At 45.2% G+C, this 23,837-nt stretch carries 15 protein-coding genes, 6 tRNA genes and 1 rRNA gene; 14 read left to right on the forward strand and 8 right to left on the reverse strand.

Annotation, left to right across the window (positions count from 1 at the left end; translation table 11 throughout):
• Window positions 1-161 precede the first annotated feature (161 nt).
• Both rrf and NL647_RS13950 read left to right on the forward strand, forming a co-directional pair.
• A 5S ribosomal RNA gene (gene rrf, locus NL647_RS13945) occupies window positions 162-278 on the forward strand.
• Between the two features lie 68 nt (window positions 279-346).
• Window positions 347-423 (forward strand) — tRNA-Asp (locus NL647_RS13950).
• A gap of 408 nt (window positions 424-831) precedes the next feature.
• Here the strand turns inward: NL647_RS13950 and ilvY are convergent.
• Window positions 832-1,722 carry an HTH-type transcriptional activator IlvY gene (gene ilvY / locus NL647_RS13955; RefSeq protein ID WP_253650306.1) on the reverse strand — a complete coding sequence of 297 codons (891 nt, stop codon included), beginning with the start codon at window positions 1,720-1,722 and terminating at the stop codon, window positions 832-834.
• A gap of 142 nt (window positions 1,723-1,864) precedes the next feature.
• Between ilvY and ilvC the strand changes: the two genes are divergently transcribed.
• Window positions 1,865-3,349, forward strand: coding sequence for a ketol-acid reductoisomerase (gene ilvC, locus NL647_RS13960; RefSeq protein WP_005446356.1), 1,485 nt, complete (start codon window positions 1,865-1,867; stop codon window positions 3,347-3,349).
• 385 nt (window positions 3,350-3,734) lie between these two features.
• Here the strand turns inward: ilvC and NL647_RS13965 are convergent, their stop codons facing one another.
• The 4 genes from NL647_RS13965 to NL647_RS13980 form a co-directional block, all read right to left on the reverse strand.
• Window positions 3,735-3,986, reverse strand: coding sequence for an accessory factor UbiK family protein (locus tag NL647_RS13965; RefSeq protein WP_005427244.1), 252 nt, complete (start codon window positions 3,984-3,986; stop codon window positions 3,735-3,737).
• A gap of 131 nt (window positions 3,987-4,117) precedes the next feature.
• Window positions 4,118-7,240, reverse strand: a complete 3,123-nt coding sequence (gene vmeD / locus NL647_RS13970; RefSeq protein ID WP_253650307.1) for a multidrug efflux RND transporter permease subunit VmeD — start codon at window positions 7,238-7,240, stop codon at window positions 4,118-4,120.
• An 11-nt stretch (window positions 7,241-7,251) separates the two neighbouring features.
• Window positions 7,252-8,358, reverse strand: a complete 1,107-nt coding sequence (gene vmeC, locus NL647_RS13975) for a multidrug efflux RND transporter periplasmic adaptor subunit VmeC (RefSeq protein ID WP_005446353.1) — start codon at window positions 8,356-8,358, stop codon at window positions 7,252-7,254.
• Window positions 8,359-8,376: 18 nt separating this feature from the next.
• Window positions 8,377-8,958, reverse strand: a complete 582-nt coding sequence (locus NL647_RS13980; protein WP_005446352.1) for a TetR/AcrR family transcriptional regulator — start codon at window positions 8,956-8,958, stop codon at window positions 8,377-8,379.
• A 170-nt stretch (window positions 8,959-9,128) separates the two neighbouring features.
• On the opposite strand from NL647_RS13980, the gene rep reads away from it, so the two are divergent.
• Window positions 9,129-11,144: a DNA helicase Rep gene (rep, locus tag NL647_RS13985; protein WP_005446351.1), complete on the forward strand. Its 2,016-nt coding sequence runs from the start codon at window positions 9,129-9,131 to the stop codon at window positions 11,142-11,144.
• Between the two features lie 72 nt (window positions 11,145-11,216).
• On the opposite strand, the gene NL647_RS13990 is transcribed toward rep, so the two are convergent.
• Window positions 11,217-11,630, reverse strand: coding sequence for a cytochrome c5 family protein (locus NL647_RS13990; protein WP_005446350.1), 414 nt, complete (start codon window positions 11,628-11,630; stop codon window positions 11,217-11,219).
• A gap of 360 nt (window positions 11,631-11,990) precedes the next feature.
• Here NL647_RS13990 and NL647_RS13995 point away from each other — a divergent pair.
• From NL647_RS13995 to NL647_RS14015, 5 genes are all read left to right on the forward strand, one after another.
• Window positions 11,991-12,067: transfer RNA gene (locus tag NL647_RS13995), tRNA-Arg, on the forward strand.
• A gap of 35 nt (window positions 12,068-12,102) precedes the next feature.
• Window positions 12,103-12,178 (forward strand) — tRNA-His (locus NL647_RS14000).
• A gap of 76 nt (window positions 12,179-12,254) precedes the next feature.
• Window positions 12,255-12,331 (forward strand) — tRNA-Pro (locus NL647_RS14005).
• A 47-nt stretch (window positions 12,332-12,378) separates the two neighbouring features.
• Window positions 12,379-12,454, forward strand: a tRNA-His gene (locus NL647_RS14010).
• A gap of 64 nt (window positions 12,455-12,518) precedes the next feature.
• Window positions 12,519-12,595 (forward strand) — tRNA-Pro (locus tag NL647_RS14015).
• Window positions 12,596-12,932: 337 nt separating this feature from the next.
• Here NL647_RS14015 and NL647_RS14020 read toward each other — a convergent pair.
• Window positions 12,933-13,658 (reverse strand): HAD family hydrolase, encoded by a 726-nt coding sequence (locus NL647_RS14020; protein WP_050935273.1) that lies wholly within the window; start codon window positions 13,656-13,658, stop codon window positions 12,933-12,935.
• Window positions 13,659-14,344: 686 nt separating this feature from the next.
• On the opposite strand from NL647_RS14020, the gene NL647_RS14025 reads away from it, so the two are divergent.
• The 5 genes from NL647_RS14025 to NL647_RS14045 all read left to right on the forward strand — a co-directional run bounded on the left by NL647_RS14025 (window position 14,345) and on the right by NL647_RS14045 (window position 20,948).
• The gene (locus NL647_RS14025) at window positions 14,345-16,060 is read left to right on the forward strand and encodes an ABC transporter ATP-binding protein (RefSeq protein WP_005446346.1); all 1,716 of its coding nucleotides are present in this window, start codon (window positions 14,345-14,347) and stop codon (window positions 16,058-16,060) included.
• A gap of 105 nt (window positions 16,061-16,165) precedes the next feature.
• Window positions 16,166-17,719, forward strand: a complete 1,554-nt coding sequence (locus NL647_RS14030; protein ID WP_005446344.1) for an ABC transporter substrate-binding protein — start codon at window positions 16,166-16,168, stop codon at window positions 17,717-17,719.
• 144 nt (window positions 17,720-17,863) lie between these two features.
• Window positions 17,864-18,841, forward strand: a complete 978-nt coding sequence (locus tag NL647_RS14035; protein WP_005446342.1) for an ABC transporter permease — start codon at window positions 17,864-17,866, stop codon at window positions 18,839-18,841.
• 2 nt (window positions 18,842-18,843) lie between these two features.
• The gene (locus NL647_RS14040; RefSeq protein WP_009699069.1) at window positions 18,844-19,800 is read left to right on the forward strand and encodes an ABC transporter permease; all 957 of its coding nucleotides are present in this window, start codon (window positions 18,844-18,846) and stop codon (window positions 19,798-19,800) included.
• A gap of 161 nt (window positions 19,801-19,961) precedes the next feature.
• Window positions 19,962-20,948 (forward strand): SPOR domain-containing protein, encoded by a 987-nt coding sequence (locus NL647_RS14045; RefSeq protein ID WP_253650308.1) that lies wholly within the window; start codon window positions 19,962-19,964, stop codon window positions 20,946-20,948.
• Between the two features lie 59 nt (window positions 20,949-21,007).
• Here NL647_RS14045 and NL647_RS14050 read toward each other — a convergent pair whose 3' ends face one another.
• The gene (locus tag NL647_RS14050; protein ID WP_253650309.1) at window positions 21,008-23,653 is read right to left on the reverse strand and encodes a hypothetical protein; all 2,646 of its coding nucleotides are present in this window, start codon (window positions 23,651-23,653) and stop codon (window positions 21,008-21,010) included.
• Window positions 23,654-23,837: the final 184 nt, after the last annotated feature.

Raw genomic sequence — 23,837 nt, forward strand, 5'->3', positions numbered from 1 at the left:
GATAGGCAGGGTGTGTAAGCGTTGTGAGGCGTTGAGCTAACCTGTACTAATTGCCCGTGAGGCTTAACCATACAACACCCAAGGGGTTTTGATGGACTCAATGTAAGAACATTGAATGTGTAAGTAGAACTTAAAATCAGTTTTCCGAATTAAAGAATTTGCTTGGCGACCATAGCGATTTGGACCCACCTGACTTCCATTCCGAACTCAGAAGTGAAACGAATTAGCGCCGATGGTAGTGTGGGGCTTCCCCATGTGAGAGTAGGACATCGCCAGGCTTGTATTTTATTTTCACTTTTTATGAAAAAGTGAAGACAAAAACTTAGACTTTAGGTCTAACCAGTGCGGAGCGGTAGTTCAGTTGGTTAGAATACCGGCCTGTCACGCCGGGGGTCGCGGGTTCGAGTCCCGTCCGCTCCGCCACTTATTTAGAAACCCAGTCTTCGGACTGGGTTTTGTCGTTTTAGAGCAGAATAATTTTCCTGCCGAGTGCGCAAATCCAGCTAGGCATCTCTGTAGTTTTGCCACTTATTTAGAAAAACACCCTTTGGATTGGGTTGATATCTTCAGAGCCCAGTCCCTGCAGCATGGCGAACTCTGTGGGATAAAGGTCTTATTTCTCTTCTATCATTGGCTATTTTCTAAGCCTTAAAACTCTCCAAACGTAAGTGCTTACTTACTCTCATCGTTTTTCTAGTACTATCTTTGTTATATGAACAGTGACGTTGCGCTCTTTAGTGCTGATCTAGATTTTATGTTCAAAATTAACTGTAACTAAAAAGCCCGTTACTTGTGTAACGGGCTTCGAATACTTATTTGAATGATGTATGCCTACAGTGAGATATATTTACTTTCTGCTATTTCCCATAATGCTTTAACCAAAGGGTTTTCCAGCTGGCTTCTAATGCAGCAAACACCGAGCTCGAATGGTTTGATAGGCAAAACTTTAAGCCTATTTATCTTCTCTCTTACAGGGCTGTTGTTGATTACCACATCCGGTGCAATACCGACTCCGCAGCCCAAGGCCACCATACTGACAATGGCTTCATGTCCTGCCACCTGTGCGTAGATATTTGGTTTAATCTTCATTTGCTTGAACCAAACATTCGCTCTTTCTCTTGCTGTGCCTGCTTCTGGGACAATAAAAGGGATCGTTGACCAATCCGGACTTTCTCTCTGCAGTTCTTCTGCAAAGCTGCTGACTCCAACTGGTGCTATCACCGATAGGGGAATCTCACTGATTGGTTCAAAGGAGACTTTAGCTGGCAGTTGGTCTGGCTTAGCAGAGATCGCGATATCAGCCTCATCTGCCAATATTTTATCGATGGCTTGCGCTGGGTCGCCAGTAGAGAGTTTGAATTCAATAAATGGATGCTGAATGCGGAATTCGGAAATAAGCTCTGGGAGATGGCTATAACTTGCCGTTACCGAGCAAAATAAACGTATCTCCCCTTTTAACTCGTCTTCCGTTCCTTTGACGTAACTTTGGTATTGCTGCCATTCCCCTAAGATCTTTAGTGCAACAGGTAATAGCTTCTTTCCTTGAACCGTTAATTCGACACTTCGGTTATCACGCAAGAACAGCTGTTGATGCGTTTCTTCTTCCAATTTCTGGATCTGCCGGCTTAGTGCAGAAGGGCTGATATGCATTGCCGCCGCTGTCTTAGCGAAGCTCTTACTATCACATAGATGAATGAATAACTGCAGGCTTTTGATGTTCATTAAATCTTCACTTCCATGTTGCATTAATTGCAATAAGTAATTGTGAATATATCACTTTCAGCAACAGAATGTCTGTTTTAGTATGAACTCATTCGGTAACACAAGTGCCGACCTCTATGGAAGAATGTTAAGGAGCACCCAGATGGCTAACTATTTCAATACCCTAAACTTGCGTGAGCAATTGGACCAACTTGGTCGTTGTCGCTTTATGGACCGCGAAGAATTCGCATCAGAAGCAGATTACCTAAAAGGTAAGAAAGTGGTCATCGTAGGTTGTGGTGCTCAAGGTCTTAACCAAGGTCTAAACATGCGCGATTCTGGTCTAGACGTAGCTTACGCACTTCGCCAAGCGGCAATTGATGAGCAACGCCAGTCATTCAAAAACGCAAAAGACAACGGCTTTGAAGTGGGTAGCTACGAAACGCTAATTCCACAAGCTGACCTAGTCGTAAACCTTACTCCAGATAAGCAACACACAAACGTTGTTGAGACGGTAATGCCGTTGATGAAAGAAGGTGCAGCACTAGGCTACTCACACGGTTTCAACGTTGTTGAAGAAGGCATGCAAATCCGTAAAGACCTAACAGTAGTAATGGTTGCGCCTAAATGTCCGGGTACGGAAGTTCGTGAAGAATACAAGCGTGGCTTCGGTGTACCGACTCTTATCGCTGTTCACCCTGAGAACGACCCTAAAGGTGAAGGTTGGGATATCGCGAAAGCTTGGGCAGCAGCAACAGGTGGTCACCGTGCCGGCTGTCTAGAGTCTTCTTTTGTTGCTGAGGTGAAATCTGACCTAATGGGTGAGCAAACTATCCTTTGCGGCATGCTACAGGCTGGTTCTATCGTATGTTACGAGAAGATGATTGCTGATGGTATCGATCCAGGCTACGCAGGTAAGCTTCTTCAATACGGTTGGGAAACCATCACTGAAGCACTGAAGTTTGGTGGTATCACTCACATGATGGATCGTCTATCAAACCCAGCAAAAGTAAAAGCATTTGAGCTTTCTGAAGAGCTAAAAGAGCTGATGCGTCCGCTATACAACAAGCACATGGATGACATCATCACAGGTCACTTCTCTAGCACAATGATGGCTGACTGGGCAAACGACGATGCAAACCTACTAGGCTGGCGTGCAGAAACGGGTGAAACTGCTTTCGAAAACTACCCAGAAACTGACGTAGAAATCTCTGAGCAAGAGTACTTCGACAACGGTATCCTGATGGTTGCTATGGTTCGTGCTGGTGTTGAGCTAGCGTTCGAAGCAATGACAGCATCTGGCATTATCGATGAGTCTGCTTACTACGAGTCTCTACACGAGCTACCGCTGATCGCGAACACTATCGCACGTAAGCGTTTATACGAAATGAACGTGGTTATCTCAGACACTGCGGAATACGGTAACTACCTGTTCGCTAACGTAGCAACACCGCTTCTACGTGAGAAGTTTATGCCAGCAGTAAATACTGACGTAATTGGTAAAGGTCTAGGTGAAACTTCTAACCAAGTAGATAACGCGACTCTTATCGCTGTAAATGATGCTATCCGTAACCACCCAGTGGAATACATTGGTGAAGAGTTACGTGGGTATATGACTGATATGAAGAACATCGCTGTAGGCGGCTAATTACTTGCCTTAAGGTTCCATTTCGGTGTCGAAGGTGCTCATTTACTATCGTAAACTCCGCGCCTTCTCCTAGAAATAAAACCTTAATTCAGCGCAATTCGTTTAAGGGACTAAAGCTCTTAGCTTCGAATATACAATCTGCGTAATTGCATTAAAGCAAAGCAGATAAGAACTCCAGACAGACTGGGGTCAATAAATACAACATAAAACACAACATCTAATTAAAAGGCTTGGTCGCCGTTGACCAAGCCTTTTTTGTTTTTATAAAGGTGAATTTTGTCCTTAAGAAGGCAAAATAGAAGCGAATCCTGAATCTCGAATCCTGAATCCCAATAAACAAAAAGGGCTGATGTTCTCACATCAACCCTTATAATTTTCTTGTCGCTTATTTATCAGCGAGCTTTTCTTCAAGCTCTGCTAATTTCTTTTCCATTTCTGTCAGCTTTTGACGAGTACGCAGCAGAACTTGAGTTTGTACGTCGAATTCTTCGCGGCTAACTACGTCTAGCTTGTTTAGCTGACCTTGGATTACTTGGCGAACTTTTTGATCAACATCCGCGCCTAGTTCTTTTACTGGCTGTGGCATTGATTCGTGAATTTGTTTAGCGATTTGCTCTAATTTCTTTGGGTCAAACATAGTGGCTAAAACTCCTTTTGATTTGCCCACATTCTATGTAAATGATACGGGAAAGTCGCCATTTAGATGGTAAAAAAGAGAGCAGCAATAAAAAAGGTCACCGAAGTGACCTTTTTCTTAGTGCTTTACGCTTACTTATTATCTGCTAATTCGCGATGAGCAGCTTTTGCTTCATCCACTCGAGCTAGCTTTTCTAAGTCTTTGTCTTCAACAAATACTGGCAGTGGCTTATGTTTCTCAGCTAGGTAGCTGTAAATCACAGGCAGTACGAATAGCGTAAACAGTGTACCGATTGCTAGACCGGCAACGATTACGATACCGATACTGAAACGCTGAGCTGCACCTGCGCCTGTTGCGTACATCAGTGGGATCAGACCTGCAATCATCGCCGCTGTTGTCATCAGGATTGGACGTAGACGAACTTTCGCCGCTTCCATTACCGCATCGATACGAGACAGTTTGTTGTGTAACTGCTCTTCTTTCGCTACTTCACAGATCAGGATACCGTGCTTGGTGATCAGACCAACTAGAGTAATCAAACCAACCTGCGAGTAGATGTTCATCGATGCCGTACCCCACGCCAGAGCAATCAATGCACCACATACCGCTAGCGGCACCGATACCATGATTACGATTGGATCGCGGATAGATTCAAACTGAATCGCCAGTACTAGGAAGATGATCGCCAGTGCTAAACCGAATGTTGCGTATAGTGCGCTACCTTCCGTTACAAACTGACGAGCTTCACCCATATAGTCATGGTTGTAGCCTGATGGCAGTTTGTTTTGTGCTACGTCTTCGAACCAGTTGATCGCATCACCCATTGCTACGCCTGGAGCAGGTACTGCACCAACCGTTGCTGAGTTTAGCTGGTTGAAGTGAGGCAGTGAGCGAGGCTCTGCAACAACATCAATCGTGATTAAGCTTCCTAGTGGTACCGCTTTACCGTCAACCGAACGCACGTAGTAGTTCTTCATCGACTCTGGGTTTAGACGCCATTTACGTTCAACCTGAGGGATAACCTCGTATGAACGACCATTTAGGTCGATACGGTTTACGTAACCGTCCGCCATCATAGTACTTAGCGTTACACCGATGTCTTGCATGGTCACACCGTAGGCACCGGCTTTGTCTTTGTCGATGCTGATCTTCATCGTTGCTGAATCGTAATTTAGATCCAGATCCGAGTAGACGAACATTGGACTGGTAGACACATCAGCTAGGATATCGCTTGCGATAGTAAACAAGCTCTCGAAGCTGTTTGGTGTGGTGATAACGAACTGAATTGGCAGACCTGAACCGGCACCAGGAAGCTCTGGCATCTGGAATGCGGTAACTGACATACCTGGTACGTGAGCGACTAGTTCACCTACACGTTTGGTAATATCAGCTTGGCTCGCTTCACGCTCACTCCAAGGTTTAAGAGTTGCTAGACCGAACGCTTGGTTTGAGTTTGGTACACCGTTAAACACCTGAGCGTATTCTACTTCTGGCTGATCAGACAGAATCTTGTTCACGTCATTCATGGTGTGTTCGATGTAGTCCAAGTTCGCGTTCGAAGGTGCTGTACCCATTAGTACCACTACGCCTTTATCTTCTGAAGGAGCCAATTCACTTGGAATAAACTTAAACAGAACTGGTAGCGTTGCGAACACGATGATCGCGAAAGCAATGATCACTGGGCGATGCGCCATAACAGCGGTCAGCATTTTCTCGTAGCGGTTGGTCATGCCATCCAATACGTGATGTACTTTTTGCTCAAACTTGCTTGGCTCTTCATTTGCCTTAAGCATTTTTGAACACATCATCGGCGACAGAGTCAGAGCGATGATACCAGACACAAATACCGCGCCAGCTAGGGTTAATGCGAACTCTTTAAATAGCGAGCCCGTGATACCGCCCATTAGTGCGATCGGCGCGTATACCGCACCTAGTGTCAGTGTCATTGCAATTACTGGCACAGCGATTTCACGAGTACCAATGATAGCTGCACGGAACGGCGATTCCCCTTCTTTGATGTGACGGTCGACGTTCTCAAGAACCACGATCGCGTCATCCACCACCAGACCGATGGCGAGTACCATTGCCAGAAGTGTCATCAAGTTCCACGAGAAGCCCATCGCCTGCATTACCATCGCAACACCAATCAATGATAGTGGGATAGTAACGATAGGGATGATTACCGCACGGAATGAACCAAGGAATAGAGTGATTACCACAAGTACGATAACTGCCGCTTCAAGAATGGTTTTCACAACTTCGTGAATAGATTCGTTGATGGCGATAGTTGAGTCGTACATCACGTTCATTTTGATGTTGCTTGGCAAGTTACGCTCTAATTGAGGTAAAAGTTTCAGCACATCTGCCGCGATGTTGATTGGGTTAGCACTTGGTGCCGCGTTGATCGCTGCAACTACAGCCTCTTGACCGTTCGCACTTGCGCGGTAAACGTCGTGGCTCTTCTCTAAGGTCACTTTCGCAATGTCGCCAAGACGAATGACGTCACCTTCACCAGTTTTAACAACCAGCGCTTCGAGTTCAGCAACGTTGGATACTTGAGTATCTGCGCTACCGTTGTAAAGTACGAATTCACCTGTCGCCTGACCGGTTGCCGACTGATAGTTGTTGGCGTTTAGTACCGTCATCACGTCGGTTGCTGTCAGCTTAAGTGCGCCCATTTTCGCTGGATCTAGCCATACGCGTAGCGCGTATTTCATACCACCGTATAGGTCAACTTTCGATACACCATTTACCGTAAATAGCTGCGGGTTGATTACACGCTCAAGATAGTCGGTGATCTGGCTAGAAGACAACTCGTCACTGGTGAAACCGATGTACAGTACCGCGGTAGTCGAGCCAGTCGACATCGTTACTGTTGGGTCTTCCGCTTCTTTTGGAAGCTGTGAGCGAACGGAGTTGGTTTTTGCCAGAATGTCAGACAGCGCCGCATTCGGGTCGGTGTTCAACTTCATGTTTACGGTAATGGTAGATGTACCAAGCACCGAGGATGAAGTCATATAGTCGATATTATCGGCTTGCGCTACCGCTTGCTCCAAAGGCTGGGTAATAAAGCCTTGGATCAGGTCGGCACTCGCACCGTAATAACTAGTGGTTACAGTAACCACCGTGTTTGTCATTTCAGGGTATTCACGAACTTGCATCTTGAATACGGCTTGCAAACCAAGCAACGCAATCAAAAAGCTGATCGATACCGCTAAAACTGGACGTTTAATAAAAACATCAGTAAAGCGCATGATGCCTCCAATTAAAGCATTGGTGTTTCAGCAGGTGGTGTCAGTGCTGCATCTTCAACGATAGTCACTTTCGCGTGGTTACTTAGACGGATTTGACCCGATGTAACCACGACGTCACCTGGTTTCACGCCTTCTAGGATATGCGCGATGTCTTTAGTACGCTCACCCACTTTCACAACGTGCTGTTTAACGCGTTTTTCACCGTCTTCTTCAGTCACGATGTAGACGTTGTCGCCGTAAAGCGTAAACGTGATAGCCGTTTGTGGCAGCGTTACTTGGTTCTCTAGCTTAGGCAGAATGATGTTTGCACGCGCGAACATACCGCTGCGAAGTTTGCCATCGCTGTTAGGAATGTCGGCTTGAACTTGGATCAGACCACTTTGAACGTTAACTGCTGGTTCAATCGCTGAGATAGAACCTTTGAAAGGCTTATCAGGGTAAGCATCAACAAAGATGTCCACTTCTTGGTCTAGCATGATGCGAGAGATGTCCGTTTGAGGAACAGTGAAACGTAGACGCATCACGCTGGTGTCTTCAAGACGAACGATATCGGTACCTGCTTGTAGGTACTGACCAAGATAAACATTACGAATACCAACCACGCCAGCAAAAGGCGCTTTGATTTCACGGCGGTCAATGGTCGCTTTCAAGCTTTCGATGTCCGCTTTAAGTGAGAAGTAGTTTGCTTCAGCTTCGTCGTACGCTTCTTTAGAGATAGAGCCTTTTTTGAAAAGACCTTGGTAGCGTTTGTACTTAGCTTGAGCTGCTGGCAGTTTTGCTTGTGAGCTCTTAAGGTTTGCTTTTTCTACCTCAGAGTCCAGAAGAACCAAAGGTTGGCCTTCTTCAACTTGAGTACCAGAGTCGAAAGAGATCTTATCGATCACGCCGCTGGTTTCGTTCGCAACAGTGACACCTTGGTTAGGTTCAATGAAGCCGATTGCCTCGATAACAGGAACCCAATCAACCGCTTTTACTTCTGTTACGGTTACTGGGAATTCTGGTTCCGGACGATTCGCCATGTATTCAGCAATTTTCTGTTGCTTGAATAAATTGAAACCTATCACGCTCCCGAATAGGAGAATCGCGATAAGCAACATAAAGAAAGTCCACTTTTTCATTCTATTAAGAACTCCAAGTTAGTGTTTAATAATTGCATCCCAGCTAGCTTCAACGGCTGCTTCCAGCGCGTCTTCATCCAACTGATAAAATCCCAAAGCATGTTTTCTAGCAAGCGCAACACTAGCTTCGAAACTCAACCCTGAAAGAATCTCGTTATCTAGGAGTTTGAATACCCCTTCCGCCTTACCTTGATCGAAAAGACGATCTACTTGGGCAAACATTTGCCTTTCAAGTTCCCGAGTTCCTTTACGATTTGTACAAGGTAGTGATTCATATTGGACACGGTTGCTTAAGGTGTCTAAATTTGAACCAGCAAGGTGCCAAATATTGAGCCACATGGTGCGGTAACGCTCTTTCAGAGGCATATCGTCATGAACATCCGCTTGAACGGCGTCCGCAATACGTTTGGTAACAGTAAGGCGAACCTCTTCCAAAAGATGTTCTTTATCTGAGAAATATCGGTAAATCGTGCCCGCTGCGACACCTGCTTCAGTTGCGAGCTTTTGCATGGAAAGACCATGAAAGCCCGACTCAGCGATTAAGCGTTCGGCAGCTGCAATGATTTGCTCGTATTTATCTCCAGTAGTGTTATTGGTCATAACCCCACCACCCAATGAATGAACGTTCATTCATTATAGCGTAAAGAGTGGTCGCTTATGCAACAAAATGTTGCAACTCTCTGTGTAAAAATTACGTGAAAATGACCGTAGCTTTCACACACTCACCCCTTTATCATAGGCGCCACTATTTCCACCCGCAGAGAATTTTTATGAAGCTGAACCCAAGACAAGACGAAGCCGTTAAGTACGTATCAGGCCCATGCTTGGTACTTGCGGGTGCTGGCTCGGGTAAAACTCGTGTAATTACCAATAAAATTGCTTATTTGGTTCAGCAGTGTGGCTACAAGGCGCGTAATATTGCTGCGGTGACCTTTACCAACAAAGCTGCACGTGAGATGAAAGAGCGTGTAGGGCAGACATTAGGCAAAGCTGAATCGAAAGGCTTGATGGTCTCGACGTTCCATACCTTGGGGCTAAACATCATCAAGCGCGAGTACAAGCACCTTGGTTTGAAAGCGGGCTTTTCTTTATTTGATGATCAAGATCAGCTAGCGCTGCTTAAAGAGCTGACAGAAAAGCAGCTAGATGGCGACAAAGATCTGCTGCGTCAGTTGCTAAGTTGTATTTCCAACTGGAAGAACGACATGCTGACGCCGGAGCAAGCCAAAGCGTTGGCTCAAGGTGAGCAACAACAGCTCTTTGCATTCTGCTTTGAGATGTACCAAAAGCAGATGAAAGCATACAACGCGCTTGATTTTGACGATTTGATTTCTTTACCGGTACAACTGTTACGCAATAACCAAGAAGTACGTCAGCGTTGGCAAAACCGCATTCGTTACTTATTGGTGGATGAGTATCAAGACACCAACACTAGCCAATACGATTTGGTGAAGTTAATCGTTGGTGAGCGCGGTCGTTTGACCGTAGTAGGTGACGATGACCAGTCTATTTATTCATGGCGTGGTGCTAAGCCGCAAAACCTTGTGTTACTTGGTGAAGACTATCCTAACCTGCGTTTGATCAAGTTGGAGCAAAACTACCGTTCGACGAGTCGCATTCTGCGCGCAGCTAACATCTTGATTGCGAATAACCCGCACGTGTATGAGAAATCGCTGTTCTCGGAAATTCCTGACGGTGAAAAACTCAAAGTGTTGCTGGCGAAGAACGAAGAGCACGAAGCGGAGCGCGTAACGGGTGAGTTGATTGCGCACAAGTTCCTAAACCGCACCGAATATAAAGATTATGCGATTCTATATCGAGGTAATCACCAATCGCGTTTGATTGAAAAATCACTGATGCAAAACCGCGTGCCATACAAGCTATCTGGCGGCACATCGTTCTTTGCTCGTGCCGAGATTAAAGACATCATGGCTTACCTGCGCGTGTTGGTGAACCCAGATGATGACAACGCGTTCCTACGTATCGTGAATACACCGCGTCGTGAAATCGGTCCGGTCACACTAGAGAAGTTAGGCAGCTATGCCAACATGCGTGGTAAAAGTCTGTTTGAAGTCAGCTTTGAAATGGGATTGGAGCAGCACCTTACAGGCCGAGGTTTGGAAAACCTGCGTCGTTTTACACAGTGGTTAGTTGCGATTGCCGATCAAGCAGAGCGTGGTGATACCGTTGAAGCGGTACGTTCACTTGTACGTGATATTCATTATGAAGACTGGCTGTATGAAACGTCAGCAAGCCCGAAAGCGGCGGAAATGCGCATGAAGAACGTTTCTGATCTTTACTCGTGGATTGTTGCTGACTTAGAAGGTGATAACTACGACCAAGAAGAAAAGACGTTAAAAGAGGTGGTTCAGCGTCTTACTCTGCGCGACATGATGGAACGTGGTGAGGAAGATGAAGACAGTGATGCGGTGCAATTGATGACACTACATGCGTCGAAAGGCCTCGAGTTCCCATTTGTTTACTTGATTGGTTCGGAAGAGGGTATTTTGCCACACCAAACCAGTATTGATGAAGACAACGTCGAAGAAGAGCGTCGATTGATGTACGTAGGTATTACGCGTGCACAGCGCGAGCTGACTTTTACCATGTGTAAAGAGCGCCGACAGTTTGGTGAATTGATCAAGCCGACCCAAAGCCGTTTTCTCGATGAGCTGCCATTTGATGACGTTGAATGGGAAGCAAACAAAAAACCAGTATCAGCGGAAGAGCGTATGGCGAAAGGTCAGGCACATATTGCCAATATCCGTGCAATGTTTAAAAAGTAGTCACGGACGGTTCTAATTTGTCAAAAATAAAAAGGCTTGCCACGCGGCAAGCCTTTTTCATTGATGTCTTGATTATAGACCTTCAATCATGTGGTCGATGGCTGCGATGATTTCGTCATCAGAACAGTCCATACACGTACCTTTAGCTGGCATCGCGTTGAAGCCTTGGATTGCGTGGTTGGTCAGTACGTCTTTGCCTTGTGCAATACGAGGTGCCCAATCGCCAGCATCACCAGTTTTTGGTGCACCGTTCACGCCTGATGAGTGACAAGCAATACAGAAGGTACCGTAAACTGCCGCGCCATCACGTGGACCAGTTGGTTCTGCTTTTACTGGTTCCGCACCTGCAAGGTAAACATCACCGACAGGTTTGATGCGTTCTGCGATCGCATCGTATTCAGTTTGGCTGATGTCAGAAGCTAAAGCTGCCGTAGAGAAAGTTAAGGCAGCGAACAAAACGCTAATCATTCGTCGAGACATATCCATTAAACCCACTTCACATTCCGAGGTAAGTGACTTACCTATTTATATAGTTAGAGTATTTAGAGCTGTTGGATAAAGTTTTAGGTGATTGCTTCTATAGTGAGCAAAAAACCTTATCTAACAGTCTAGAGTGATTGAACAACCAAGTTGCAGCTGTTAAATCAATGTAAATAATGGGTGATTATATCCCGATAACTTGTTGCAATAAACAACAAGTTATCCATGACAGGGCGTGAATCACATCAAAAATTCACTTTAAAGGCAGATAACTGTCGAAAAAGAGACCAAACGAGAAAAAAAGTAAAAAAAGTACTAGACGGCATAGTGTGATATCCGTATTATTCCTCTCCGCCGATGGGGCATGCGCCCGTAGCTCAGTTGGATAGAGCGTTGGCCTCCGGAGCCAAAGGTCGAAGGTTCGAATCCTTTCGGGCGTGCCATTCCGGAATACAAATTAAAGGCACGAACAATAGTGGTGGCTATAGCTCAGTTGGTAGAGCCCTGGATTGTGATTCCGGTGGTCGCGAGTTCGAATCTCGTTAGCCACCCCATTATTTCGGTAACTCATTAAATTAGTGAAGTTTCCAGTTTTGATTCAAATATCCCAAGAGTCGAAACAAAATTCGTCGGTGAATAGCGCAGCTTGGTAGCGCATCTGGTTTGGGACCAGAGGGTCGGGGGTTCGAATCCCTCTTCACCGACCACTATTTAGTTTATGGCTATAATAGAGCGGTAAACAGTAAAATTGATGGTGGCTATAGCTCAGTTGGTAGAGCCCTGGATTGTGATTCCGGTGGTCGCGAGTTCGAATCTCGTTAGCCACCCCATTAATTTAGGTGACTTCTTAGTTGAAGTATCCTGCCTGATTTGAGAGAATCAGAAAATACAGTTCGGTGAATAGCGCAGCTTGGTAGCGCATCTGGTTTGGGACCAGAGGGTCGGGGGTTCGAATCCCTCTTCACCGACCACTATTAGAAAGCCTGCTTTTTAGCAGGCTTTCGTCGTTTTAGAGCTTATGCTCTCGCTTGGACTAGATGAGTCGGCAATATTTCAATGGATTTGAACCCATATGGGGTTCGCCTGAAGTTAGAATATGGCTCTTCATCGACCAATATTTAAAGCCTCAGTCGAAAGACTGGGGCTTTTTTGTATTTCTCACCCTAAAAAATCTGCATTCCATTTCAATACCAGCGAATATGTACAGCTTTGGAAGCTTTTGACCACCTATGATCTAAATGCGATTCGAGCTGATAAAAGAAACCCCAGCACGTTGGCTGGGGTTTTGTGTTTCTTGAATTAAGCGCTTTACCGAGCGAGCGTTTTTAGGATTTCATTCAGCTCAACCGTCTCTCGCACTTGATAGTTGGGTTTGATATCGGTTGGATTTTCCGTACCTGCTGCGTTTACCCACACGCTCAGAATACCCATATTGTTGGCACCCGCAATGTCTGCTGGTAGAGAGTCGCCAATATGAATCACCTCTTCTGGCTTTGCATCCACAAGGTTGAGTGCTTTGCGGAAAATGCTGGCTGCTGGCTTCTCTTCTGGCTCTTCCCCACCGACGATAATGTGATCAACCCATTCGCTCATTTGTGTTGCTTTGAGTTTTGGGTGCTGTGAGAAGATTGGACCGTTAGTGATCACCACTAATTTGTAGTGTTGACGTAGCTCGGTCAGCATCTCTTTTACGCCTGGGAAGAAGTCAAAAGCCCCCATGCGAGCCGAGTCAAAATAGCTCTGCGCCTGTTGAGCCTTTTCTGTATCAATCTCTATACTTTGCTCTGCCAAGATGGTCTGAATTAAACCGCAGCGGAAGGCATTTTCATCTGGCAGTAGAGCAATAAGTTGAGGAAATTCGTTATTGAGCTTTTTGTATACGCCTTGCAAGTAGCGCTGAACAAAAGCAGTTGAATCGGCGACTTGCGGGTAATTTTGAGCAATCCAAGCAGCAAATTCTTGTCCTGCCACTTTATCGGCTTGAGATGTGCCGCATAACGTTTCGTCCATATCAAAAAATATCGCTTTAAGCACAGGGGCTCCTTCATTCACTACTCGATGTTGGAGCTTGATTATCGCTGATCTCACTCAAAATGACAGTGGAAAGCGTAAAACTGATGGCTGAACTTCTCTTTTCCCCCACCAAAGCTCCCAGTTCGGAGAGTGTTTTAAATCCATAGAAAATTAGCTTAATCACAAAATCGCATAACAGACGCATAACTTGGGGTAGGTGACAGATTTCATTTGTTTTGCTGAACTGCTCACGTTTTCGCCTCTGTTTACTAGAGTGAATTTTGGCTTTTTATGTATGCAGACTATTTTGTTAGTAACATTTTATGTCGAAATATCCCAATAAGAACGGAATATTGTTTGGTTAATGTTAATAATGACGCGTGAATAATAGGGATACTATCAATAGTGACTTTATGCGTAATTTTAGAGCATTTTTCTGTTTTTATTGGTGCGTATCGCACAAAAATGGGGTGTTATGAAAATGGTTAAATACTTGTTAATGCATTTCTATTCGCTCATTGTGCGTGTAAATAATGTTTTTTCGGCGGAATATACTTTAATTGTTGCTTTTTTGTGTAATTTTTGCCAAATTGTCTCCGCATTAAGATTTCAGAGTATTATTCTGAATTTGAACGGATTCATTCAGGTGATGAATGGCGCTTTTATTGCGCGATTCGATACCACAGACAAGGCAGTAGAGGTCTGAAATGTCACTATTAGAGGTGAAAAACCTTCGTATTGAATATCCATCCCGTCACGGTGTCCATGCGGCCGTGAAATCGCTTTCTTTTCATATCGATCGTGGCGAAATTGTGGGTGTTGTTGGCGAATCAGGTGCGGGTAAATCCACCGTTGGTAACGCCGTTATTGATTTGCTTAGTCCTCCGGGACGTGTTGCTAGTGGCGACGTGTACCTTGATGGGGAGAAAATTTCTGGTTTAACACCGGAAGCGATGCGTAAGGTTCGCGGCTCTAAGATTGGCTTTATCTTCCAAGATCCAATGACCTCACTTAACCCTCTATTTACGGTTGAGCAGCAATTGAAAGAGACCATTCACGCCAACATGAAGGTGTCGGATGAAGAGGCGTATCAACGTGCGCTTTCTCTAATGCAGCAGGTTGGCATTCCTCAACCTGAAAACCGTCTTAAGCAGTATCCGCATCAATTTTCTGGCGGTATGCGTCAGCGTGTGGTTATTGCTATCGCTTTGGCTGGTGAGCCAGACCTTATCATTGCCGATGAGCCAACGACAGCGCTCGATGTATCTATTCAAGACCAAATCCTAAACCTTATCCGCGAACTGTGTATCAAGAACAACGTAGGTTGTATGTTGGTTACGCACGACATGGGCGTGGTTTCAAACGTGACTGACCGTGTGGCGGTTATGTACCGTGGCGATTTGGTGGAGTTTGGTCCTACAGCTAAGGTATTGGGCGACCCTGATCACCCATATACGCGCAGCTTGATTTCTGCCGTTCCGCGTTCTGATGTAAAGCTCGATCGTTTCCCATTGGTGAGCTACATCGAAGAAGCGACAGAGTTACAAGAGCTAGACATTAAGAATCACTGGTTGGGTCAAAGCCAAGACCAACGTGAGTACACAGGTCCTTTATTGGATGTGAAGAACGTTAACCTGCGTTTTGTTACCAAAGATTCATTGTTTGAAAGCCGCCGTGAATACGTGCAAGCATCAAACAATGTTAGCTTTGAAGTGCATGAAGGTGAGACGTTTGGTTTGGTGGGTGAATCTGGTTCAGGTAAATCGACCATCGCACGTGTGATTGCTGGTTTGTATGAACCAAACTCAGGTCAAGTAAGCTTTGAAGGCATTGACCTGACGGCGCTTAAATCGGAAAAAGCACGCCGCCCATTGCGTCGTCAGATGCAGATGGTTTTCCAAAACCCATATACCTCAATGAACCCGCGAATGAAGATTTTTGACATCATCGCGGAGCCAATTCGTTTCCATAAGCTAACGAAAAATGAAGCGGAAACGCGCCAGATTGTGAATGACCTACTTGATCACGTAGGTTTAGGCAAAATGGCAGGTGTGAAATACCCTCATGAATTCTCCGGTGGTCAGCGTCAGCGTATCTCAATTGCGCGTGCGCTGGCGACCCGCCCTCGATTACTGATTTGTGATGAACCAACATCTGCGTTGGATGTATCGGTACAGGCACAAATTCTAAACTTGCTGAAAGATCTGCAAAGTGAACTGAATCTCACCATGCTGTTTATTAGTCACGACTTACCGGTTATTCGTCAGATGTGTGACCGAGTAGGTGTGATGCAGATGGGGACGCTACTGGAAGTGGCTCCGACAGAGCAATTGTTTACTGCTCCTCAGCATGAATACAGTAAGAAACTGATTTCTCTGATGCCTGAATTCACAGGTTTGAGAGAAGAAATCAAAACGGCATAAACCAAGTTTTTCGCTTGGCTGACCATCAAGGTCAACAAACCTTAGTCATAACAAAGACGCAAACACAACAAGGGATTCGAATTCCCGCATGAAGGAGTTATGCAAATGAAAACCATGAAAAGCAAGTTAGCAGTGGCGCTAATGGCAGCAGGTCTAAGCTTTAACGCATTGGCAGCAGATATCAAAGTTGGCTATGCAGCTGACCCAGTATCTCTAGACCCGCACGAGCAGCTATCAGGTGGTACGCTGCAAATGTCACACATGGTATTTGACCCTCTAGTTCGTTTCACACAGGACATGGACTTTGAACCTCGCCTAGCGGAAAGCTGGGAGCGTATCAATGATACGACGGTTCGTTTCAAACTTCGCCAAGGCGTTAAGTTCCACTCAGGCAACGACATGACAGCGGATGACGTTGTGTGGACTTTCGAACGTCTACAAAGCTCTCCAGACTTCAAAGCTATCTTTGACCCGTACGAAAAAATCGTGAAAGTGGATGATTACACGGTTGATCTAGTGACTAAAGGGCCTTACCCGCTAGTGCTACAAACAGCAACGTACATCTTCCCAATGGACAGCAAGTTCTACACGGGTAAAACCGAAGATGGTAAAGACAAGTCTGAGCTAGTGAAGCATGGTAACTCATTTGCATCAACACACGTTTCTGGTACTGGTCCGTTTATCGTGACGGCTCGTGAGCAGGGCGTAAAAGTAGAATTCGAACGTTTCAAAGATTACTGGGATAAAGAGTCGAAAGGTAACGTAGACAAACTGACGCTACTTCCGATCAAAGAAGACGCGACTCGTGTTGCAGCACTGCTTTCTGGCGGTGTTGATATGATCCACCCAGTAGCGCCAAACGATCACAAACGTGTGAAAGACGCAAAAGGTATCGATCTAGTAACACTACCTGGTACGCGTATCATCACGTTCCAAATGAACCAAAGCAACAACGAAGCACTGAAAGACGTTCGCGTGCGCCAAGCGATTGTTCACGCAATCAATAACGAAGGCATCGTGAAAAAAATCATGAAAGGCTTCGCAACAGCTGCAGGTCAGCAAAGCCCGGCAGGCTACGTTGGTCATGATGACAAGCTGGTTCCTCGCTACGATCTTAAGAAAGCAAAACAGCTGATGAAAGAAGCGGGTTACGAGAATGGCTTTACGCTAACGATGATTGCACCAAACAACCGCTATGTGAACGATGCGAAAGTGGCACAAGCGGCGGCGGCAATGCTGTCTAAGATCGGCATCAAGGTTGACCTGAAGACTATGCCTAAAGCGCAATACTGGCCTGAGTTCGACAAGTGTGCGGCAGACATGTTGATGATCGGTTGGCACTCAGATACAGAAGATTCAGCAAACTTCAACGAGTTCCTAACCATGACACGTAACGAAGAGACAGGTCGTGGTCAGTACAACTGTGGTCATTACTCTAACCCAGAAATGGACAAAGTGGTTGAAGCGGCAAACGTAGAAACGGATCCAGCTAAACGTGCAGAAATGCTGAAAGGTGTTGAAGCAACGTTGTACAACGACGCTGCATTCGTACCGCTACACTGGCAAAGTGAAGCCTGGGGCGCGAAGTCTAACGTGAAAGCTGCAGACATCGTTAACCCAATGGTAATGCCTTACTTCGGTGACCTAGTGGTTGAATAATCACGGTTAGTCGATGTTGAGGAGGGACGGATGTCCCTCCTCAACTCTACGTACTCGGCTCAGTTTTGTTTCAGTCGGACTGAGTTGTTTTTAGACTGAATTTTCTCTCTGAATAGAGATCTATGGATAGTTAAGGGGCAAGGAATGTTTTCGTTTCTGGTCAAGCGCCTGTTTCAGGCACTGATAGTGATGTTTGTGATCAGTTTGGTGGCGTTTGCCATTCAGGATAACCTGGGTGACCCGCTACGTGAGCTTGTAGGTCAGTCGGTTTCAGAAGCGGAGCGTCAAGCGCTGCGTGACGAACTGGGCCTGAACGATCCCTTTATCACAAAGTACACTCGCTTTGTGAGCAATGCGCTACAAGGTGATTTAGGTACGTCTTACTTCTTCAAGCGACCTGCAGTTGAGGTCATCCTCGATAAACTGGTGGCTACATTAGAGCTCGTGTTTGGTGCGACGCTCATTATCATTGTTTTCTCTATACCGCTTGGGGTGTATTCAGCGATACATCCGAAGAGTATTTTTACAAAATTCGTTATGGCGATGAGTAGTGTCGGCATCTCGATTCCGGTGTTCTTAACCGCAATCATGTTGATGTACGTCTTCTCCATAGAACTCGGTTGGCTACCTTCCTTTGGACGGGGTGAAACGTCTAATATACTCGGATGGGAGTCTGGCTTCTTTACCATCGATGGTATTAAGCACCTGATCCTGCCGTGTATTGCACTCGCATCTATCATGCTGCCGTTGTTCATCCGTTTGGTGCGTTCAGAAATGCTGGAAGTACTGAGCTCTGAGTACATTAAGTTCGCCAAAGCGAAAGGCTTGAACTTACAAAAGATTTATTACCAACATGCACTTAAAAACACCATGCTACCTGTATTGACGGTCGGTGGTGTGCAAATTGGTACCATGGTGGCATACACCATTCTGACAGAAACCGTGTTCCAATGGCCGGGTACTGGCTTTCTTTTCCTAGAGGCAATCAACCGTGTAGATACACCGTTGATCACTGCCTACGTTATCTTTGTTGGTCTGATCTTCGTGGTAACTAATACCATCGTTGACTTGCTGTACGGCATCATCAACCCAACTGTGAACCTAACTGGAAAAGGAGCTTAATCATGAGCCAATCAAATGTAACACCAGCTCCTGTTGCCGCACCGTCAGCCTGGCAGCGTTTCAAAGAGTCGGACTTCTTGTATTACTTCAAGCGCGACAAAGTTGCGATGGCAAGTTTTACCGTCTTCATGATGTTTTTAGTCTTGGCTGTAGCAGCACCGATTCTAGCTCCAACTGACCCATACGATTTGACGTCCATCGACATCATGGACTCAGAGCTACCTCCATCTTGGATGGAAGATGGCGATGAGCGTTTCGTATTGGGCACTGATGAGCAAGGTCGTGATATTTTGTCGACCATTCTTTACGGCTCTCGTTTATCTTTGACGATCGGCTTCCTCGCGGTTGGTCTTCAGCTTATGCTGGGTATCATCATTGGTTTGTCAGCAGGTTACTTTGGTGGTCGTATTGATAGTTTCTTGATGCGTTTTGCTGACGTTCAGTTGTCGTTCTCGACCATGATGGTTGCGATCATCGTGTCAGCTATCTTTAAAGCCAGCTTTGGCAGTGATTTTTACAGCCAATACGCGGTAGTCATGCTTGTCGTGATTATTGGTGTGGCGGAGTGGCCGCAATATGCACGTACCATTCGTGCTTCAGTACTGGCTGAGAAGAAGAAAGAATACGTAGAAGCGGCACGAGTGATGGGCTTTAAAGCCCCGCGAATCATGTTCCGTCATATTCTTCCGAACTGCCTATCACCAATCTTGGTTATCTCGACGGTACAGGTAGCAAACGCAATCATGTCAGAAGCGGCATTGTCATTCCTTGGTCTAGGTTTGCCAGTAGACCAGCCATCATTGGGGGCACTAATCAGTATTGGTTTTAACTACATCTTCTCTGGTGCGTGGTGGATTACCGCCTTCCCTGGAATCGTGCTAGTGACATTGGTACTGGTGATTAACCTACTGGGTGACTGGTTACGTGACGTGTTCAACCCGAAAATCTACAAGGGTTAATGACGCGATAAAATTGACGTATTATTTGCCTATTTAATAAATTTCTTTCTAAACTGAGAGCCGGATGCAATTCCGGCTCTTTTTTTGCTTATCACTTTTTATGCATGTTTTATTGACGCTCTGTCGCGATAATTTCATCACCTACTGTTTAGAGTGAAGCTATGGAAATGAAAAAGGCACTACATTCCTCCCGTATCGTCCAATCTGGCTTGAGCCTTGGGCTGCTGGTGGCGTGCGCTCAATTTTCGACTCCGGTTTTGGCGAGTGAATTTCTTTGCCAAGCCTCTCAGGCCAGTAATAAAGAATTGCCTGTGCTTGAGCAATCTTGTCCGATCGGTAAAGGGCTATGGGGAAAGAAAGTGCCGCAAGGAGGCAATGATTTCTTCTGGATCCAGTGTGGTCTATTGCCAAAACCGATGTCTTTAGCCAAAGCAAAGCCGATTTACGGCAAAATCACCACCGATGTTTGGATGAAGCCAGAACAAAAAGGCTATCGTTGCCTCATTGGTCCTTATACGGAATTTGCTAAAGCATCTCAGGACTTGCAACGAGTCAAAACCTTGTCGACCTATAAAGAAGCATTTATTCGTGTGGTTGGTAAAGGTGACACAGTCCCTGCGAAACAGACTAAGCCAATGACCAAGCCGGTGGCAAAACCTGTAACACCTGTCGTACCAGCTGCTACTCGTGCTAATACGGATGCATTTAAGACAAAAGATGCGCCTGCGAAAGTTGCGCCAAAGCCAAAGTCGCTAGAACCAGTTGCCGTTGAGCCAGCTAAAATGACCAAGCCAGCTCAACCAACTATCAAGAATGACAACGTTGAAGTGCGTTTGAAAACGGTACTGAAGGGCAAGACATTTGTGGTGCCTTATTTAATCGAGAACAACAACCAGTTCTACATGGAACATGGAAAACCATGGAATCGTCTTAGCTACTCAAGCTCAATGAAAGTTTGCCAACAGCTAGGAATGCACTTAGCAACTGCGTCAGAGTTTAAAACATTGCGCGATTCTGGCGTGATGGAGAAGAACAAGTGGCCTTTGCAGTTACCTTACTGGGGTAAAGATAAAAAGGGCTTGTTTGCTGACCGAGAGCCAAATCAGCTAACGGGCACCTCGTTGCTTAACGTGATTTGCGTGAAGTAAAAAATGGATTAAAAAAAGCCCCGCAAGAGCGGGGCTTCGTGTTTATGAGCTTCTAGTTATCACTTTTCAAAACTAAAGATAATGCGTTCTGCTTCATCAGTACGCTCTGGAGTGGCTTCGATAGTGTAAAGCCCCGCAGGAATTGCTGCTGAATGATCTAAAGGCATGAAATCGATGTAACAAGAGCCTTCAGCATCTCTATATTGTGGTTGGCTGCTGAAGTAGTTGTCAGCACTGTAGCTGTCACCGTGAACTTGGATACGACCGTAGTCGAGATAGATATCTTGTAGGATTTCACAAGTTTTTGCATTACGACCATAGATTGAAGCTGAAGTGTATGGGCTGCCTTGGTAATCAAATTGCTGAACGATGCCAGAAACTTTTAGTTCAGTTACCACAATATCATTTGCACCTTCTTCAGATGGCATCGCAATGAATGTTTCACGGTCTACCCAATTCGCATCTTCTTGAGATTCGCTAACGTCATTGTTAAGCGCTTCTTCTACATATTGAGCATTTGTGTGGTAAGAATACAGTTCTGTTGACTTCTCATCGCCTTCTTCATCTGTGAATGACACAAGGAAATGCTCATCGTCGTCAAAAGAGTGTTGTTTGATGACATCCAATGTCATTTTCATACCATCTTCTTGGGAGATAATTTTGTCACCAACGATTGTGTATGGAACACCTTCTGTAAACTCTGACATGTCTGTGTCACAAGTTGATAGGTTGTCGCTATCTCGATCGTTCCAGTACATCGTTTTCGTGTTCGCATCTAGGTAGATTGAATCACACCATCCTTTAGCGAAGTTGGTACCGTTGTGACCAATTTCTACGAAATGTAGGAACTTACCTTCTAACGGATGTCCTGCAGGAGGAGGTGCTACGTCATCTGCTGGTTGAACGTTTGGCAGTGTGATCGTTACGTATTCAGAAATTACGGCATCGTCAGCATCTGGGTTTACACCTGCCGCAATCACGAATGAACCGTTTTTCGTTGCACTAGTTGGTGTGCCAGAAACCGTCAGTGTGCCGTTGTTATCAACATTGACTTTTAGACCCGGAACGGTTGTTGCGTACTCATCTTCTTCTGTACCAGCGTAGTATTCGATTGCACCTGACGTGTGCTGAGCTTCAAAGACTTCAGTAATATTGAAATCTGCATCAACAGCTTCACCAACTTTTAGTGTTGTTAGCTGTACTGTGATTTCTTGTTGAAGTTCTGCAAGATCACCGCGATCAATTTCAATCGATGCTTCAGGTTGTTTTTCAATGTCATCTAGCTCGAAGACTTTGTAAGTCGTATTGATACCGTCAAATGCAGAGATCGTGATTGTTTGACCTTCAGGGTAAATGCGAGATGGCTTACCTGTGATTTTCAGCTCAGTCTGACCTTGTGTTTCTACAAGTTCAAGTACTAAGCCATCAATAGATGTGTATGCTTTAAATGCAAGCTTTTCGTCGTCAGAGAACAAGTTGTCAATACGGAATTGTTCATTCTGAACTTCAACACCTTGGTATAGCTCAATACTGTCAATCCACTCTTCGATTGTATCAGCGGCTTCTGTGTTGATTGTTGGCGCTGGATTTTCAACGTTTACTTGTAGGTCGAAAGCGGTTGTTACAGCACCAAAGGACTTATCTTGTTCTTGTGAGTTGTAGTCAGTTGCCGTTAGCTTGATTTGGTAAGCAGGACGAACTGGAGTTAGCTCACCTGAAATCGTTAACTTGCCACCATTGATAGCCGTAGTTGTTAGATTTTTGACCACAGAACCATCAAGTGTGATGACGCTTACTGTGATGTCGATGTTTTTGTTATCGTCATCTTCAAAAAGGGCAAGATCGCCAGCAGCAAGAGGCAGTTCTAAATTGATTGAGTGGCTATCAAGAGGCTTCAGTTCTGTATTGATAGCTTTTACAACGCTCTCATTTGCAAATAACTTGCTGTTGATAACGGGTTCGCTAACTACGCCATTGTTGACTTCAATAACTGGTTTGAAGTTTGGATCATCTAGTTTGTCTGCGTTGTTTTTATCATTAACGACGTCAGTTGCTTTATTGGCAATTGCAATAGCGGTTTCTGCAGAGTAGCTGTCTTTTGCTTGTGCTTTAGACTCGGTTAGAATCTGAGCCGTTTTATGTAAAGCGGTATTGTTAGCGGCGATTACATCAGTAAATGCAGTATCACCCTCGATACCTAATGTCTCATTTACTTTGTTTTTCGCTGCTTGGATTTTTTCTGGTGTTGGGTTAGCACCAGCTTGGATTGCAACAAGGTCAGTCAGCGGAGAGATAACTTTCTCACCCGGAAGTGTACGGAATACAACCTCATGAGCCATAGCTTGGGTTGGGTTGTCCATATCAACCGTGTATGTGCCAGCAAAAAGTTGTGGATCGCGAGCAATCAGTTCAGCTTGAACAGTACCACCCGGAATAATGGTTTGAATCGCAAGGTTCTTTTCAGCAGAGTATTGTTTGTCTGTTAGCGTCACCTTACCCTCATCATTGGTTAGACCAATAATTGGGTCGTTGCTATCTAGCTTTCCATTGTTGTTTACATCTTCAAAAACGACTGCTTCTTTGAAGTAGCCATCAAAGCCTGTAATCACTACACCAGAGTTGTTGTTGCTTGAACCACTATCTGAACCACCACAACCGGTTAGCGCGATAGCCACTGACGCTGCTAGTAAACTCACCTTATTCATTGTTTATTTGTCCTTGTTTCGTTTCCGAATGAGAAAGTCGCTTTTTATTGTTTTATTTTCTAATCTCACTAGTGAGATTAGAAAAGCTGCGCATTTTTAATCGGATTTGGAAGCGGCTTCAAGACACGGAAAACCAAAGAAAAACCGTAAAAATTTTTGGAATATTTTTTCTTGGAATTTTTAT

It is taken from the genome of Vibrio sp. Y29_XK_CS5 (genome assembly GCF_024181835.1).
GTDB lineage: Bacteria > Pseudomonadota > Gammaproteobacteria > Enterobacterales > Vibrionaceae > Vibrio > Vibrio harveyi.

What these genes read in the sequence shown, in the direction of transcription:
- NL647_RS14040 (WP_009699069.1), top strand. Translation starts at nt 18,844, where the DNA reads ATGAGCCAATCAAATGTAACACCAGCTCCTGTTGCCGCACCGTCAGCC.
- NL647_RS14025 (WP_005446346.1), top strand. Translation starts at nt 14,345, where the DNA reads ATGTCACTATTAGAGGTGAAAAACCTTCGTATTGAATATCCATCCCGT.
- NL647_RS14035 (WP_005446342.1), top strand. Translation starts at nt 17,864, where the DNA reads ATGTTTTCGTTTCTGGTCAAGCGCCTGTTTCAGGCACTGATAGTGATG.
- NL647_RS14050 (WP_253650309.1), bottom strand. Translation starts at nt 23,653, where the DNA reads ATGAATAAGGTGAGTTTACTAGCAGCGTCAGTGGCTATCGCGCTAACC.
- NL647_RS13965 (WP_005427244.1), bottom strand. Translation starts at nt 3,986, where the DNA reads ATGTTTGACCCAAAGAAATTAGAGCAAATCGCTAAACAAATTCACGAA.
- rep (WP_005446351.1), top strand. Translation starts at nt 9,129, where the DNA reads ATGAAGCTGAACCCAAGACAAGACGAAGCCGTTAAGTACGTATCAGGC.
- NL647_RS14045 (WP_253650308.1), top strand. Translation starts at nt 19,962, where the DNA reads ATGGAAATGAAAAAGGCACTACATTCCTCCCGTATCGTCCAATCTGGC.
- NL647_RS13980 (WP_005446352.1), bottom strand. Translation starts at nt 8,958, where the DNA reads ATGACCAATAACACTACTGGAGATAAATACGAGCAAATCATTGCAGCT.
- ilvY (WP_253650306.1), bottom strand. Translation starts at nt 1,722, where the DNA reads ATGAACATCAAAAGCCTGCAGTTATTCATTCATCTATGTGATAGTAAG.
- ilvC (WP_005446356.1), top strand. Translation starts at nt 1,865, where the DNA reads ATGGCTAACTATTTCAATACCCTAAACTTGCGTGAGCAATTGGACCAA.
- vmeD (WP_253650307.1), bottom strand. Translation starts at nt 7,240, where the DNA reads ATGCGCTTTACTGATGTTTTTATTAAACGTCCAGTTTTAGCGGTATCG.
- vmeC (WP_005446353.1), bottom strand. Translation starts at nt 8,358, where the DNA reads ATGAAAAAGTGGACTTTCTTTATGTTGCTTATCGCGATTCTCCTATTC.
- NL647_RS13990 (WP_005446350.1), bottom strand. Translation starts at nt 11,630, where the DNA reads ATGGATATGTCTCGACGAATGATTAGCGTTTTGTTCGCTGCCTTAACT.
- NL647_RS14030 (WP_005446344.1), top strand. Translation starts at nt 16,166, where the DNA reads ATGAAAACCATGAAAAGCAAGTTAGCAGTGGCGCTAATGGCAGCAGGT.